Origin of the sequence: Marinobacter sp., assembly GCF_041984545.1 — a bacterium.
In the GTDB taxonomy this organism is placed as follows: domain Bacteria; phylum Pseudomonadota; class Gammaproteobacteria; order Pseudomonadales; family Oleiphilaceae; genus Marinobacter.
Genome location: NZ_JBHIXV010000028.1, coordinates 39,152 through 54,962, shown reverse-complemented (window position 1 = coordinate 54,962; position 15,811 = coordinate 39,152). Strand labels below are relative to the sequence as shown.

14 protein-coding genes are annotated in these 15,811 nt (G+C 62.6%); 5 read left to right on the top strand and 9 right to left on the bottom strand.

What is annotated here, in order from left to right:
• Positions 1-341 precede the first annotated feature (341 nt).
• The 3 genes from ACFC20_RS13310 (at position 342) to ACFC20_RS13300 (ending at position 3,587) form a co-directional block, all read left to right on the top strand.
• Positions 342-1,415: an AraC family transcriptional regulator gene (locus ACFC20_RS13310; RefSeq protein WP_375193441.1), complete on the top strand. Its 1,074-nt coding sequence runs from the start codon at positions 342-344 to the stop codon at positions 1,413-1,415.
• Positions 1,415-2,845 carry a cardiolipin synthase gene (gene cls, locus ACFC20_RS13305; RefSeq protein WP_375193440.1) on the top strand — a complete coding sequence of 477 codons (1,431 nt, stop codon included), beginning with the start codon at positions 1,415-1,417 and terminating at the stop codon, positions 2,843-2,845. The genes ACFC20_RS13310 and cls overlap by 1 nt, the downstream gene beginning before the upstream one ends.
• A 73-nt stretch (positions 2,846-2,918) precedes the next feature.
• A complete protein-coding gene (locus ACFC20_RS13300) occupies positions 2,919-3,587 on the top strand; it encodes a GntR family transcriptional regulator (RefSeq protein WP_375193439.1) in 669 nt (222 codons plus the stop codon).
• On the opposite strand, the gene ACFC20_RS13295 is transcribed toward ACFC20_RS13300, so the two are convergent.
• The gene (locus ACFC20_RS13295; protein ID WP_375193438.1) at positions 3,568-5,802 is read right to left on the bottom strand and encodes a patatin-like phospholipase family protein; all 2,235 of its coding nucleotides are present in this window, start codon (positions 5,800-5,802) and stop codon (positions 3,568-3,570) included. The two genes, ACFC20_RS13300 and ACFC20_RS13295, sit on opposite strands and share 20 nt — an antisense overlap.
• Before the next feature lie 7 nt (positions 5,803-5,809).
• A complete protein-coding gene (locus tag ACFC20_RS13290; RefSeq protein ID WP_375193437.1) occupies positions 5,810-6,412 on the bottom strand; it encodes a hypothetical protein in 603 nt (200 codons plus the stop codon).
• Positions 6,413-6,662: 250 nt separating this feature from the next.
• On the opposite strand from ACFC20_RS13290, the gene ACFC20_RS13285 reads away from it, so the two are divergent.
• Positions 6,663-7,028, top strand: a complete 366-nt coding sequence (locus tag ACFC20_RS13285) for a hypothetical protein (RefSeq protein ID WP_375193436.1) — start codon at positions 6,663-6,665, stop codon at positions 7,026-7,028.
• 11 nt (positions 7,029-7,039) lie between these two features.
• Here the strand turns inward: ACFC20_RS13285 and ACFC20_RS13280 are convergent, their stop codons facing one another.
• On the bottom strand, positions 7,040-9,829 hold the full coding sequence (locus ACFC20_RS13280) for an ATP-binding protein (RefSeq protein WP_375193435.1): 2,790 nt from the start codon (positions 9,827-9,829) through the stop codon (positions 7,040-7,042).
• A 96-nt stretch (positions 9,830-9,925) separates the two neighbouring features.
• Between ACFC20_RS13280 and ACFC20_RS13275 the strand changes: the two genes are divergently transcribed.
• Positions 9,926-10,159, top strand: a complete 234-nt coding sequence (locus ACFC20_RS13275) for a DUF2789 domain-containing protein (protein WP_375193434.1) — start codon at positions 9,926-9,928, stop codon at positions 10,157-10,159.
• On the opposite strand, the gene ACFC20_RS13270 is transcribed toward ACFC20_RS13275, so the two are convergent.
• Genes ACFC20_RS13270 through ACFC20_RS13245 form a run of 6 tightly spaced genes read right to left on the bottom strand, consistent with a single transcriptional unit; the run spans position 10,156 to position 15,801 of the window.
• On the bottom strand, positions 10,156-11,625 hold the full coding sequence (locus ACFC20_RS13270) for a diguanylate cyclase (protein ID WP_375193433.1): 1,470 nt from the start codon (positions 11,623-11,625) through the stop codon (positions 10,156-10,158). The genes ACFC20_RS13275 and ACFC20_RS13270 overlap by 4 nt on opposite strands.
• Before the next feature lie 60 nt (positions 11,626-11,685).
• Positions 11,686-12,651, bottom strand: a complete 966-nt coding sequence (gene xerC / locus ACFC20_RS13265; RefSeq protein WP_375193432.1) for a tyrosine recombinase XerC — start codon at positions 12,649-12,651, stop codon at positions 11,686-11,688.
• A gap of 1 nt (position 12,652) precedes the next feature.
• On the bottom strand, positions 12,653-13,399 hold the full coding sequence (locus ACFC20_RS13260) for a DUF484 family protein (RefSeq protein WP_375193431.1): 747 nt from the start codon (positions 13,397-13,399) through the stop codon (positions 12,653-12,655).
• A gap of 16 nt (positions 13,400-13,415) precedes the next feature.
• The gene (gene dapF / locus ACFC20_RS13255) at positions 13,416-14,330 is read right to left on the bottom strand and encodes a diaminopimelate epimerase (protein ID WP_375193430.1); all 915 of its coding nucleotides are present in this window, start codon (positions 14,328-14,330) and stop codon (positions 13,416-13,418) included.
• Between the two features lie 14 nt (positions 14,331-14,344).
• Complete coding sequence (gene lysA / locus ACFC20_RS13250) at positions 14,345-15,595, bottom strand: diaminopimelate decarboxylase (RefSeq protein ID WP_375193429.1); 1,251 nt, start codon at positions 15,593-15,595, stop codon at positions 14,345-14,347.
• A 41-nt stretch (positions 15,596-15,636) separates the two neighbouring features.
• Complete coding sequence (locus tag ACFC20_RS13245) at positions 15,637-15,801, bottom strand: lipoprotein (RefSeq protein WP_375193428.1); 165 nt, start codon at positions 15,799-15,801, stop codon at positions 15,637-15,639.
• Positions 15,802-15,811: the final 10 nt, after the last annotated feature.

The following is a 15,811-nucleotide window of genomic DNA, read 5'->3' as shown; positions in this document are numbered from 1 at the left end:
GGAGGACTTGCACCTCCAGGAGTGCGCCCGTGCCGGGCGCACCAAAAAAGCCGGGCATAGCCCGGCATGAAGGTCATAGACGTTTCGTCTGAGGATCAGCAGTAGAAGATGCTGTTCAGATACTCAGCCAGTTCAAGCACGTTTCTGCGCTCGAGCTCGGTATGCGGTACAAAGATTTCCTGTTCCATAAAACAAACACCTCCTGAATGCCTGTCCATTGCTTCAACCTGTTACGCTAATGCTATCGTTAGAGCAGGCGGAGACCGTTGACAGACCGTTGCAGCGGCTTGACATTTTGTATCAGCTTCCATGACAGGTCGTTAATCATAGGACCCGACAAGGTGATAACAGCGCAAGTGGACACTCCCGAATCCCCCATGGTGGCAGCCTCCAGCACGCTTGCGCTGGTGCACTATCTGGAACAGCAGGGTGTGTTACATCCATCCCGGGTAGAGCAGCTCACGGGCCTCGCCCTCTCCGAACTCTCAGACCCCGATCGCCGGGTTCCGGCCGACGCCCATTACCGACTCTGGGCCCACGCCGAACAGGTGACCGGCGATCCCGGGGTCGGCCTTCACGCCGGACAGGTGGTGGACCCGGAACGGATGGGTCTGGTGGGGCACGTGTTTTTCAACTGCGACACCCTGGGCGAGGCGGTCACCCAGTACGTCCGCCTGCATCGACTGATCAACGAGTCGGTGTTCCTGAGCTTCGAACAGACGGCAGACCAGGCCATCCTGTGCTGGCAACCGGATTCCCCGAACCACTACTGCCGTCAGGACATGGACCGGACGCTGGCGGCCGCCATCACGCGCACCCGCCACTTTATCCATTCCGGCATCCGTGCCGAATGGGTGGAGATTGCCCATGCCAGGCCGTCCTACGCTGCCGAATACGAAAAACTCCTGGGCGGGCCGGTAACCTTCGACCACGGCCTGACCCGGCTTGCCTTCAGCAGTCGGCATCTGGGGCACCCCATTCCACGGCGCAACCCCTACGTCTATTCCGCCGTGCTCAAACAGGTCAATTCGCTGCTGGCACGGCTGCAGACCCGACGTTCCTTCGGGCGCAAGATCCGACGACTGATTTCCCGGCAAATGGCCACCGAACGCATCGACGCCGACAGCCTCGCCCGGCAGTGCCACATGAGCCGCCAGACCCTGTACCGGAAACTGAAAAAGGAAGGCCTGAGCTTCCAGGGGCTGGTAGAACAGGTGCGTCAGGACAAGGCACTCCGCTATGTGGCCGCCGACCACTATTCCCTTGGCGAAATTGCCTTCCTGCTCGGCTTCTCGGAACTGAGCGCCTTCAGCCGCGCCTTCAAACGATGGACGGGAGTCTCTCCTGCCGAATACCGGGCCCGCAGCCTCGGCGATACCGGTAACGCGCCGCTGACCAGCCTCGGGGACCGCTGATGCCTGATTCCTCTCTGCTCGCCGTCGCCGTTGGCCTGATCTATTTGGGGGCGCTGGCCTGCATTTATCGAATCCTGCTGAGCTATCGGACCACCCAGGGCGCCATCGCCTGGATCATCGCCCTGGTGGGTCTTCCCTACGTGGCAGTCCCCATGTTCGTGCTGTTCGGGCGCCACCGCTTTGGGGGTTATGTCCGGGCCCGGCGGCTCGGCGACGAATCGCTCACCAGCCTGTTGAACCGGTTTGAACAGCAAACCACATCGATTGCCCCGCCGGCTGCCGACCGTTTCACCGATGAGCTTCAGGTTCTGTGCCGGCTGGGGCGCCAGCCCTTTACCGACGGCAACCGCTGCACCCTGTTGCGCGATGGCGAGGCCACCTTTGAAGCCCTGTTCGAGGCCATGGAGGACGCCACCCGCTACATCCTGCTGGAGTTCTATATTGTGCGCTCGGACCGGGTTGGCCGGCGGATCAAGTCGATCCTCGAGCGCAAGCTTGCCCAGGGCGTGGAGGTCTGGTTTCTGTACGACGACATCGGCAGCGTCTTCCTCCCGAGCAAGTACCTGAAACAGCTGGCGGCGGCCGGCGCCCGGGTGGCGTCGTTCGGCGATGGTAATGTGCGCCGGCGGCGCTTCCAGATCAACTTTCGCAACCACCGGAAGCTGCTGGTTTGTGACGGCCGGATCGGTTTTGTAGGTGGCATCAACCTGGGGGACGAATATCTGGGCACGGCCATGGATCAGGAACCCTGGCGCGACACCCACTGCCGGATCGAGGGGCCGGCGGTCACCGGGCTGCAACTGGCCTGGCTGGAGGACTGGAACTGGGCCAGCAACGAATTCCCCCGGCTCGACTGGGCACCGCGGGACAACCAGCCCGGGAACGATGAGGTGCTGATTTTGCCGACGGGCCCGGCGGACACCTGGGAAACCTGCACTCTGTTCTTCCTGAACTGCATCAACAATGCCCGCCAGCGGCTGTGGATTGCCTCGCCCTATTTTGTGCCCGATTTCCAGATCATGAACGCGCTGCAGCTGGCCGCTCTCCGGGGTGTGGATGTGCGCATACTGATCCCGGAAAAGTCCGACAGTCGCCTGATCGGCCTGGCCGCCTATTCCTATCTGGTTCAGGCCTGCCAGACCGGCATCGGCATCTACCGCTACCAGCCAGGCTTCATGCATCAGAAGGTCATTCTGGTGGACGACCGGTACGCGGCGGTAGGCACCGCAAACCTGGACAACCGGTCCATGCGGCTGAATTTCGAGATCAGCGCCATCACCACCGCCCGGCACTTTATCGACAGCGTGGAGTCCATGCTCGAACAGGATCTGGAAAGCTCGCGACGAATGACGGAAAGTGACTACCGTGAGCGCTCGATCCTGTTCCGCCTGGGCATCAGGGCCGTTCGACTGCTGGCGCCACTGCTCTGACTGGCCCCGGCATGGCCGATGTGCGACTATGCCCTCTCCGAATTGTCAGTATCCGGTAACGACAGATCATTACATGAACGCGTTCAAGCCCAGAGAAACCCTGACCGAACAGGTCGCCCGTCATATCGAGAACCTCATCGCCTTTGGCCAGCTCAGATCCGGCGAACGGATCTATGAAGGTGCCATGGCCAAGCAGATGGACGTCAGCCACGGCTCCATACGGGAAGGCTTGCTGTTGCTTGAGAAACGGCACCTCGTGCGGAACGTGCCCCGCAAGGGCGCATTCGTAACGCCGCTGGATGAGTTCTTCGTTCGCAGCCTGTACGAAACCCTCGAGCTCTACCTTACCCATACCGGCCGCAAGCTGGTGCGCAACCAGCAGCCCGAGGACATCGAGCGCCTGGAGAGCCTGTACGACCGGATGCAGGCCTGCTTCCAGAGAAACGACCTGATGGCGTTTCTGGAGCTGGGTATCGAATACACCCAGGCGTCACTGGCCTACGCCGACAACTACTTCATCGTCTCGGCCATTGATGACCTCTGGCCATCCGCCAAGCGCTGTGCGTTTGTTGCCTTTCAGGAAGGCGGCAACCGTGTGCTGGAGGACAACCTGCTGCACATGAGCCAGTCCATCAGCGCCATCCGCGACCGGGAAGAGGAGCGCCTCGCCGGGATTCTGCACCGGTTTGCCCTGCAGCAATGCCAGCAGGTGCTGGACGCCATCAATAAAAGAGCTGGGTAAAGGAAAATCCGATATTGAGGTAGGCCGTCCAGTTGTCCTTGTTGTTGTAGGCAGCGGCCAGCTGGACCGGCCCCAGAAACGTATCGATGCCGGTGTACACGCTGGTGGATTTCACCGAGCTGTCCCAACTGGCGTCGTCCAGCGAAGGCCAGGCGTTACCCGCCTCCAGGCCGACACCAACGAACCAGGGTACCAGCGGACCGCCGAAGGACTGACTGGCGTAAACCGCCGCCATCAGGGCATGATCGCCCGTGATCTCCCCCGGTGCATAGGCGGACAGTCGCCGGAATCCGCCCAGGCGCACGGCATTCTCGATGCCCGGCGTACCACGGGTTATGGCCCGGCCATAGGCCAGCCCGGTTAGGGTCAGGCCCCTCCAGCTGTGGGTGCCCAGCAAAAGACTTGTCAGCGAATCAAACTCCCGCTCGGATCCCAGACCTTCGCGCTCCAGGTGGCCACGGATGCCGGCAAAAGCCCCGGCACGGGGGTAGAAGGTATCATCGAGGGAGTCGTGCACCAGCTGCAACGAAACACCGCCCTGGTGAATGGCGCCCTCCGGTGCCACCGCCTGGCCGATCTGCTCGTCCACCGTCGCATAACCGCGGGTGTAGGACAGGCGAACCTCAGCGTTACCGCCAAGTTCCATGCCAAGGGCCAGGTCCACCTCACGAAAAGTCACGTCCACCTCGGCCACCCGCACGCCGGCAGCATCGAACTGGCTGAAGGTGTCCCGGGAATAGGTGCCGCCCAGAACCATGAACCGTTCATACCCGTAATCCAGGGGCTGGTACCACTGACTGCGAACCCAGGGATCAGTGCCCAGTTGCACACCGGTCTGCCATTCGCCCCCCAGGCGGTTCAACTCGGTCATTCGCAGGGCGGAGGCAATATTGAAGCGCGTCTCGCCATCGAAGTTGTCTTCGTAATTGAGCCCGAACGAGAGGTAGTTGGGACCCCAGCTTTTCTCCTGTACGCGGATGACCAGTACAGCTCCCTCGGAAGCCGTGGAGCGCGCCACGGAGTAGGACACGATCTCGTAGTAGCCCAGCCCGTAGATTCGCTTCAGGTCGGCTTCCAGCTGGGAACGGTCCAGCGGCTCTCCGGTCTTCTGGCGAATGCGTTCACGCAGGAAATCCCGGGCCAGGCGGCTACTGCCCTCGATATCGATGCGCGCGATGGGTTCGGCCACCAGATCCGGACCTCGGACGGCCGCACGCCAGGCCTGCCAGCGCGCCCTGGATACCGCCAGAGGACGCAGCTCGACACCGTGCTCGCGGGCCGCCGAGGCGCCCAGCTCGAACAGGATCGGTGCATCGTAGAAATCGGCGGAGGTATAGCCCTGGAGATCCGGGCGGATCAGCACATCCCGCTCTGAGAGCAACGCCAGTTGCTGTTCGGTGTTACGCCGGGTCATGATGGTGGTCAGCTGGCCCACCACCGAGAACGCCTCCCGCAGCTGCTCGGTCTCCATCAGGCTGTCGGTGATATCGACGGCGATGATCACGTCTGCGCCCAGCTCACGGGCGACACTGACCGGCAGGTTATTGGCAACGCCGCCGTCGACCAGCAGCCTGCCGTTTCGCTGTGCCGGAGCGTAGACGCCGGGAATACTCATGCTGGCACGGATGGCCTCGGACAGATTGCCGTCGCCAATGACCACCTGCTCGCCGGTCTCGAGGTCCGTGGCAACGGCCCGGAAGCGAATGGGCAGGCGATCGAAATCCTCAACCAGGGCGGCGCTGCGGGTCAGTTCATTGAGGATGAAACCGAGGTTCTGACCAGCAATCAGGCCGCCCCCGACATGCAACCCGTCAGAACGTACCCCAATGCCCGGGACGACCGGGAAGCGCCAGTCATCCTGCTTGCGCCGGACCGGCTTGTAGACCCGCCCGGGATCGTCGCGGAAGCTCGACAGCCAGTCGAGCTCGATCAACCGGTTCTCGATGTCCCTGATCGGCATACCGCTGGCGTACAGGGCACCGACGGCCGAGCCGGCACTGGTGCCAACAATCAGGTCTACCGGAATGCGCATCTCCTCGAGCACCCGGAGTACGCCGACATGGGCCATGCCCTTGGCGCCACCGCCGCTGAGAACAAGGCCAACCTTCGGGCGTTCCGGTGCCTGCCCGGATGCCTGGGCCAGCAACACCGGGTGCCAGAGCCCCGGCAACAGCAACAACAGCGCGAGCCAACGCCGACATCGGTATCGGATCACGATTGCCTCATTTCCGGTCCGGAGCGTCGTCGTCCGCCAGTGAAAGATGGGACACGTCGGGCACCATGGGCGGGGGCAAGTCGCGCTTGACGCCAAGGTCGCTGCCTGCCGGCGCCAGGCTCCATTCATCCAGGTGCTGGAACATGGGCGCTTCCACCTCGGTCTGCTCAGCCAGCGTGACACCCACCGGATCCAGACTGAGCCCCGAACCCGAAAGGATGTCATCCACTTTCTCGCCGGCAACCGGAAGTCGATCCCCCGGTTCACGTTCCGGTACCTGACGGTTCGCCGCCGGCGTCGGCTCAGGCCTGGCCGCGGGCGCCGGTTGAGACGGTTGCGATGGTTCCGGTGACGGCCGCGAGCCAGTGGCAGCGGGCGTTTGCGCCTCGGCCATGGGCTGCACGTAGGCCACCATGCCGTGCTTTTTCAACACCGCCCGGTACTTTTCCGCCTGCACCTCTTCCAGCTTGTTGCGGATGACCACGGGCTGCCCGCTGAACATGCGATCCACCTGTTCAAGCGAAGCCTTGAACAGGTTTCGGGCATTACTCCGGGCGGTTTCGAGATCCGTTCCGGGAACGCACTCGCCTTTGAAAACAAGCTGAAACATGGGGTCTTCCTCCTGGCGTTCGTCTGAATTCCATCATAGTTGATACGGCAACCCACCGGGAGGTCTGACCGGCGCTTTGGCCGTCCACCAACAACCTCAGGATTGCCAGAGTGCAAAACCAGAGTGCAAAAAATTGAAAAATTAATGTCACATATCACGCAAAATGCGACAGACTCTGCAATAATGCATCGTAACCATCCGTAACATTTGGTTACAGAGCAATCGGATTGTCACCAGGGAGTGGCCTCCAATGACCATCACATCCACACTCCGGGTCGCGGCTGCAGCGCTGCTGCTGTCGGCCTCACAGGCCCAGGCCGAAAACATCGACGTTCTGATGAGCCAGGTCTTCCCCGCCGGCCAGGCCACCTACATCGGTTATGAAAGCGTCGAACGCGAGGACATTCCCGTCTCCGCCGCTGTTGAACGCAAATACCTGATTGTCGACTTCCGCCTTGCCTCCGGCCAGATGGCTTCGGACCAGCTTCAGGCGAGCGTGCATAAAGTCTGTATGGCCCTGCTGAAAGACCGCGACCTGATCCGCCAGCTGTCCAACTCCGGTTACGATATGGTTTCGGTCGCCTTCGACCGTCACTCCCAGTTCGACTGCCTGTAGGTCTCCGACCCTCATTCTTCCCGGCCCAGCAGTTTCGGAAACGCCTCCAGGGCACTGTTTACTGCATCCAGGTTAAACGCTTCCACGTCCGCCAGCAGTTTTTCACCGTAACGGGTCACCGACCGGGAGCGGAAGCGGTGCCCCCACGCCAGCAGGCGACGGGCGAAATCCTTCATCTGTTCAGGGTCGCCACTTTCCCGGACCGTCTGCCATTCGTCGCCGAAGTCTGCCGCCAGTTGCTCCCTCAGCCAGCCTCGTTCCTGCATGCTGAGCGTCTGGGCCAGGAGACGATCGGATTCTTTCGGCGCGCCCTCGTCTTCCGCCTGTTCCACCGTGGCTTCGACCCGGGGCAGGGTCACGGTGAATACCGACCCGGCTCCCGGCTCACTCTCCACATCGAGCTCCCCGCCCATCATGCGGGCAAGCTTTCGGCTGATCGCCAGGCCCAGACCCGTGCCGCCATAGCGGCGGGTATTCTGACCTTCCTGCTGCTCGAAGGCATCGAAGATGCGCTCCACCTGATCCTGGGGGATGCCAATGCCGGTGTCACTGACGGTCACCACCAGCTTGTAATACTGGCGCTCGACAGATTCAGGGTCCGCCTCTGTCTTGCGGGGCTTCAGGGGACGGGCGGTGGCCCGTACCGTTACACCGCCGTCGTGGGTAAACTTGATGGCATTGCCCACCAGATTGAACAACACCTGTCGCAGACGGGTCTCGTCGAGCATCATGGCGGCCGGCATGCCGGAATCGACGCTCACCTCCAGGGTAATGCCCTGCTCTCGCGCCCGCAGGTCAAAGATGTGCCGCACATCATCCAGCAACCGACGCACGGACACCGCCGAATAGTCCAGGCGCATCTTGCCAGCCTCAATACGTGACAAGTCCAGTATGTCGTTGATCAGCATCAGCAGGCTGCGGCTGCCGGCCCGAATCGAGTCCAGGTAGTTGCGCTGCTGGGGATCCGTCACGCTGTTGCTCAACAGATCGCTGTAGCCGATGACAGCGTTCATGGGGGTACGGATCTCGTGGGACATGTTGGCCAGGAACTCGCTTTTCGCCAGGCTCGCCGCCTCCGCCTCACGGGCAAGCCGCTCGGCTTCCAACTTGGCCGCCCGAAGTTCATCCTCACTCCGTCGCAAGGCGTTCTCGGAGCGGATGCGCTCATCCACCTCCCGCGACAGCTTGCGGTTCCAGTACAGGAAGATCAGCACCACCAGAATGGCGATCATCACCACCCGGCGGACCACGGTGTAGTCGGCCTCCTGCTCGATATCCAGGTGAATCCAGCGGTTGTAGATGGCTTCGGTTTCACTGGCCTCAAGACTGCCCAGCGCCTTGTTCAGGATACGGTGCAGCTCGACATCGTCCTTGCGCACTGCCAGCCGCAGGTCGTACTGGTAGGGCGTGATGCTGGTGATGCGCAGGTTGGACAAACCCAGGCGTGCCACCGTGTAACTTACCGCGGGTATGTGGGTGACCATGACATCCAGATCACCGTTGGAGAGCGCCAGCAACCCCTCTTCCACGGTCTGCACCGGGTACAGGTCGAGATTGGGATGGTTGATCAGCAGGTAGTCGTGGGCGGCCTGCCGGTTCACCACACCCACTCGTTCGCTGCGCAGCTCCCGGAGGTCGCCGATGAACCGGCCGTCGTCGCGGATCGCCAGGGCAATGGGCACGGTAAGATAGGCCCGGGTAAACAGGAACTCACCCTCGGTGCGCGGCGTCCGGGACAGGCCCGGCAGAATATCCACCTCACCGGAGCGGAGCTGTTCCTCCACCGCCATGCGCCCGCCCGCCAGGGTACGGGTAAAGCGCACGTTGAGCTGGCTTTCCAGCCGGCTGACCAGATCCGGCACCAGACCGGTCGGTCGGTTATCCTGGGCAAACTCGAAGGGGGGCCAGTCCGACCGGAAGGCCACCTTCAGATTCGGGTGGCGCTCAAGCCAGTCGATATCCGATGCTGACAGTTCAACCCCGGTCCGCTGGACGGTCGGCTGGTCCGACTGCAGCCAGGACTGACGGATCACCCGGTGCTCGCTGTGACTGATGGCCGCCACCGCTTTATTGAGCACCTGGTAAAGGCGTTCATTGTCGGTGTCTACCTGCAACACCACATCCACAGGTCGGGTGTCGAGCAGCACGGCGAGACCGATACCGTTGACCATGGCGGACTGCAGGTAATCCGAAACCACCGGCACGGGTGCCAGAAAGGCATCCGCCTTCCCCGAAAGTACCCGCCCAACCGCTTCGCTGACCCCGGCAACCGGTACCGGGGTGAATTTCTCCACCGGGTCCAGCAACGGATACTGGTTCGGATCACCGGTGATCACCGCGATGCGAGCCCCCTCCAGGTCGGCGATGGAGCGAATGGCTGCGTCTCCGGAGCTGACGAACAGCCCGTAGGTGAGAGACATCAGCGGATCCGTGAATCGCTTGCCCGGCACCACCGGCATTCCTGGCATTCGGGTTGTGAGCACCGCATCTGTGGCTGGCTCAGCCGTTACCGGCCCCGCGTCACGCCCCAGCAGAACAGGCTCGATGGCGACAGCCAGCTTCTCCGAGAGACGGGCCAGGTAGTCGATGTAGGTGCCCGCCAGGACCCCATTGCCGGTGTCGAACACCAGCGGCACCTGATCGCCCCGGATACCCACGCGGAACTGCTCCTGCCCCGCCAGCCACACCAGCTCTTCCTTACCCAGAACCGGCGCCGGCGACAATTGCGGGGGCTCTGCCCGCAGGGGGGCTTGAAACAGCACAAGCAGGCAGCACAGTAAGACGGTAAGGGTAACCTTCACTGGATATCCTCGGGGGTTCCACTACATTTCAGGGAACAATACCTGCAAACGTCGTTGATTTCATTCAGGCGAACAGCTAACCGGAGATGAACGCTCATGGACACCAGCAAACACAACCTCAGCACGCTGTTTGAACAGTTGGGCCTGGCGTCCGACGAGAAAAGCATCGAGACCTTCGTGGCCCGTCATTCACCGCTGCCGCCCGACATCGCGCTGCAGGATGCGCCTTTCTGGTCCGAAGCCCAGTCCCATTTCCTCGAGGAGGGCCTGGAGGACGACAGCGACTGGGCTGAGGTCATTGACGAGCTGGACGCCCTGATGCGCCACTAACGCCCGGCATCCGTACCGTCGTTACCACTGACGACTACCCGGTTTCGGCCGTTGTCCTTGGCCTGGTAGAGGGCACGGTCGGCGCGATCGAATACCGACTCCTCGGTGTCTCCCGACACCAGCCCGGCCAGACCGGCGGAGAATGTCACGGTGACCGGCTCACCGCGAAAATGGAAAGGCAGGCGGCCGACGTGCGCCCTGAGCTCATCCAGTACCCGCTGGGCGTCGTCTGGCCCGGTCTCGGGGAACAGCAGCACGAATTCTTCCCCGCCGAAACGGGCGACAAAGTCGGTATTGCGCAGGCGCTCCCGGAATTCCCGGGCCACCAGCTGTAATACCCGGTCGCCCGCCTTGTGGCCGTAGCTGTCGTTCACCCGCTTGAACAGATCGATATCCAGCACCCCCACCGTCAGCGGATGGCCGTAGCGCTGCCAGCGGTTGTATTCAAACGCCAGCCTCTCTTGCCAGGCCTCCCGGTTGGGCAGTTCGGTAAGCAGGTCGGTCATCGCCCGCAGACGTTCCCGGCGCACCTGTTCCTGCATCTGCTCGGAATTGGCTTCCATGGCGGCAACCCGCTGCTGCATGGTCTCCAGCTGTTCCGAAAGCATGCGCTCACGTTCTGTTTCTTGGCTGCGGAAACGGCTTACGGCCTCACCAATGGATTCCAGATGACGGGTAACGGAGTGCTTCAGATCGGCCAGGTCATCGCTTTCAGACAGTTTCTGGCCCACTCTCTCGATCTCTTCACGAATTTCACGGTCGAGATGCTCGGAGGCCTCGAGCCTGCCGCTCTGGGCCGAGGACTGGGTGGCGAAATGCTCCCGCAGCACATTGAGCCGCTCGTCCAGTCGCTTCAGGAAAGCCTCGAATTCGCGCTTGCTCCGGGTGACAGCGGCGATCACCAGCTCGGCAACATGGTTCAGCCCCTCCCGCAACTCGTCCCAGTCATTGCTGACCAGCAGGGACTGCTGTAAGGTCCGCGCCCGCGCCTCGGCAGCCGGCTCCAGAGCCACCTGCGTCAGCATCTGGCCGAGTAGCTGACCCACTCGCCGGGCAATGCGCAAGCGCTGGATGTTGTCCGCCAGGTCCTTCCCGTCACCGGGCTCTGGTTCCGACACGGCTTCCTGGTGTACCGGCGCGTCCGGTTCCTGGGCCGGTGTCCGCCGTGAAAACAGCGAGCGCCGACCGGGCTCGGACGACGGGCTCTCGTCCAGCAGGGCCACCTGGCGGTCAATCTGGTCCTGCAGTTCCTTCCAGGCGTCCACATCCACCCGCCCTTTCCGGAGATCCTTGCGTACCCGGGCCAGCAATTTGTCCAGCTCCGGCGTCTGGCCCTCCGAGGCCAGGCTGGTTCTCACCAGCATGCGCTCGAGGGTATTACGCTCCGCCTTCCATTGTTTTTCCCGATGGTCTGCCGATTCGAGTTCCTGAAGGTATTTTTCCTTCCAGGACGGATCCGTTGTCATGGAGCGCTCCCGTCAATCCCTGTAGTTCAAATCTCGGTGTTGAAGCCTTGCCGCGACCGGCTAGCGGCCTGGGCTGTCATCTTCGGTGGTGTTGCCATGATACCTACCTCGCCTCGCCCTGGGGTGACTCTGGTCATAAACCCGTGCCAAATGCTGAAAATCCAGGTGGGTATACACCTGGGTCGTGGCGATATCGGCATGACCCAGTAACTCTTGTACGGCTCGAAGGTCACCACTGGATTCCAGCATGTGGCTGGCGAAAGAATGTCGAAGCAGGTGCGGGTGCAGCCTCTGGTCCGCGCCGTGAATGATGCCCCACCGGTTCAATCGTGCCTGGATACTGCGGTGACTGAGCCTCTGGCCGCGCTGGCTGACAAACAGTGCCGGCTCACCATCACCCACCAACGATGCCCGGTGCGGCAGCCAGGCGCGCAGAGCGGCCAGCGCCCTGGAACCCACCGGCAGCAAGCGCTCCTTGCTGCCCTTGCCCAGCACCCGAACTTCGCCACCCTTGAGGTCAATACGATCCAGGTCAAGGCCGGCCAGCTCCGCCAGTCGCAGCCCCGAGGAGTACATGAGCTCAAACATGCACAAATCGCGGATTTCGAGGGGATCATCCGGCTGGCTGTCGAGCAGATGGTTGAGCTGATCCACATCGGCCACCTTGGGCAGGGGCCGGCCGCTTTTCGGCGCACGGATATCCAGGGCCGGATTGTCGGAGGCGAGCTTCTCGCGCAGCAGAAACTGATAGAAGCGGCGGGTGGCGGACAGGTGCCGTGCGATGCTTCGACCGGCGAGCCCGTCCCGGCTCAGGGTCGCTACGTAGCGGCGGAGCTCGTGGTTGGTCAGGCCCTGCCAGCGGTCAAGATTCCGCTCACACATCCAGGCGGCCAGACGCAGCACGTCCCGCTGGTAACTGTCGCAGGTTCGCAGGGAATGGCGCTTTTCCGACGCCAGATGCCGGATAAATGCGGCAATCGGTTCTGACAGCGCATCGGGCAGAGAGGCTGCCGGGCTGTCAGACACCTCAGCGAGACTCCGTCACCATCTCGGTGACCGGAACCGCCGCAGTATGGCGCTGCACCATGGGCGGCAGCAGCCGACTGAGGGTATCGCTGATGTAACTCAGGAACAGAGATCCCATGCTCTGGTCGAAATAGCCCGGCTGGCAACTGCCAACGGCAAACACGCCTACCAGGGTGTCGTGACGCAGGGGCACCAGGGCAACAGATGCGATCGGCTCTTCGCGATCGGGAAACAGGAACTGCCGCTCGCTCTCCCGGAACTGGCCACACACCGCACGCTCACCATCAAGAAGGCTGCCCAGGCGCTCCCTGGCAACGGCCGGACTGACCACATGCAGCGCCCCCTGAGAGGCTTCCGGCAGCTCGTTGTCGGTGAACAGCAGTACCGAGGCCGCATCCAGACCAAAATCCCCGCGAATGCTGTCATCGATGGCCGCGGCCATGTCGTTCAGGGTTCGGGCCTCGATCACCTGCATCAGCAGACGCTTGCTCTTTTCGAACAACCGGTCGTTGTGGCGGGCGATAGACACCAGCTCCACCAGCTCCCGACGCAGGGTATCCCGCTGTTCCCGGAACAGGTGCACCTGGCGTTCCACCAGTGAAATCGCGCGCCCGCTGTCGTGGGGCAGGGTCAGGCTGCGCAGAAGCTCGTCCTGGTCAACAAAAAAATCGGGGTTGGCGCGCAGGTAGTCAGCCACTTCTTCCCGGCTGAGCTCACCGGCCTTCTTGCGGGCCGTTTGTTCTGTCATCGTGTACTCCTGGCTGTCAGGACCGTTGTTTATGGGGGCGGCCGCTCTTCCGGCGGCGGCCACCAGAGTCACCCGGCAGCCTTAACTGCCCTTCAAAGACGCTGGTTGCAGGCCCTTCCATCATAACAGGGGCCCCCTCACCCTGCCATTCGATCACCAGCTTGCCGCCACGCAGCTCCACTTCCACGCGGGCATCCAGCAACCCTCTCACGCAGCCGACGACCACCGCCGCACAGGCGCCGCTGCCACAGGCCAGGGTCTCGCCGGAACCGCGTTCGAACACCCGAAGCCGGGCATGGGAGCGATCCAGTATCTGCAGGAAGCCGATGTTCGCCCGGGCCGGGAAACGCGGGTGCTTTTCCAGAAGGGGCCCCAGGGTTTCCACCGCCGCAGTATCCACGTTATCCACCAGCAGAACGCCGTGGGGATTGCCCATGGACACGGCGCTGAGCTCTACGGTCTGGCCGTCCACATCCACGGTGTAGACGTCCTTGCGGCGATCGGCGGCGAACGGAATGGCCGGAGGATTGAACTCGGGGATGCCCATGTTCACTGTAACCATGCCTTCCCGGCCCACCCGGAGCTCTATCACGCCCTTGGCGGTCTGGACCCGGATCACCTTCTTGTTGGTCAGGCGCTGGTCGCGGACAAAGCGGGCGAAACATCGGGCCCCGTTGCCGCACTGTTCCACTTCCGAGCCGTCAGCGTTGAAGATCCGGTAGCGGAAATCCACATCGGGCAGGCCCGGAGGCTCTACCACCAACAACTGGTCGAACCCAATGCCGAAATTCCGGTTGGCCAGTTCGCGAATCATCTCCGGGCGCAGACGGAACGGCTGGCTGATGGCGTCCACCACCATGAAATCGTTGCCCAGACCGTGCATCTTGGTGAAACGCAGTGTCGGGCCCTGGCTGCGGCGCTGCTGACTCATCTCCTGGTTCCCGCTCATTCCGGCAGACAGCTCTCGGGGCCGAGCTGATCCTCGAGGGTTTCACGACGACGCACCACGTGCACCTGGTCACCATCCACCATCAGTTCCGGGGGCCGGTTCCGGGTGTTGTAGTTGGAACTCATCACAAAGCCATAGGCGCCGGCCGATCTTACCGCCAGAAGATCCCCGGCCTTCAGGCGCAGGCGCCGGTCCTTGCCCAGGAAATCGCCCGTTTCGCAGACAGGGCCCACCAGGTCCCAGGCTCTCTCGTCACCGTCCTGGTGCGGCCGGACCGGGATGATGGCCTGCCAGGCGCTGTACAGGGCCGGCCGGATCAGGTCGTTCATGGCGGCATCGATGATGGCGAAGTTGCGGTGGTCGGTGCACTTGAGGAACTCGACCCGGGTCACCAGGATGCCGGCATTGGCGGCAATGGAACGGCCAGGCTCGAGAATCAGCTCAAGGGAACGGTCACCCAGGCGCTCTGACAGGGCCCGGACATAGTCGGACGGTTGCGGTGGCTGCTCCTGGTTGTAAGTCACGCCGAGACCGCCGCCCATGTCCAGGTGGCGGATCTGGATACCGCGGCCGGCAAGATCGTCAATCAGGGCCAGCACCCGGTCCAGGGCATCCAGAAACGGCGACACGCTGGTGAGCTGGGAGCCGATGTGGCAATCCACACCCTTGACCTCCAGATTGGGCAGGCCGGCCGCTCGGGCATACACCTCCGGCGCCTCCGCGATGTCGATGCCGAACTTGTTCTCCTTCAAACCGGTGGAAATATAGGGGTGGGTGCCCGCGTCCACGTCCGGATTCACCCGCAACGACACAGGGGCCTTCACGCCAAGCTCGCCGGCCACGGCATTCAGACGATCCAGCTCGGTGTCGGATTCCACGTTGAAGCAACGCACCCCGACCTCAAGGGCCCGTCGCATTTCCCATTCCTGCTTGCCAACGCCCGAGAACACGACCTTGCCGGGGTCGCCACCGGCGCGGAGGACCCGCTCCAGCTCGCCGGCCGAGACAATATCGAACCCGGATCCCAGACGGGCCAGCACGTTGAGCACCGCCAGGTTGCTGTTGGCCTTGACCGCATAACACACCAGGTGGGGACGATCCTTCAGGGCCTCGTCGTAGGCGCGATAGTGTCGCTCCAGGGTGGCACGGGAATAGACATACGCCGGCGTGCCAAACTGTCGGGCAATGTCGGAGACAGGGACGTCTTCGGCGAACAGCTCACCGTCACGGTAATTGAAATGATCCATGGGTTTCCTGGTTGGTCTTGCGGAGTAACGGGTCGGTACCACTAATCGCTGGCATTCGCGCCGTCGCCGTCTTGCTGCCGATCATCAACGGTTTCAGCCCGGGTTGGGGCCTCAACACCGGAGGCCTCCCGGTAAAGCGGCCCTTTCTGGCCACACCCGCTGAGCAAAACCGCCAGCACCAGCAGTACGATCGGCAGAGTCGACATGCGCATTCCT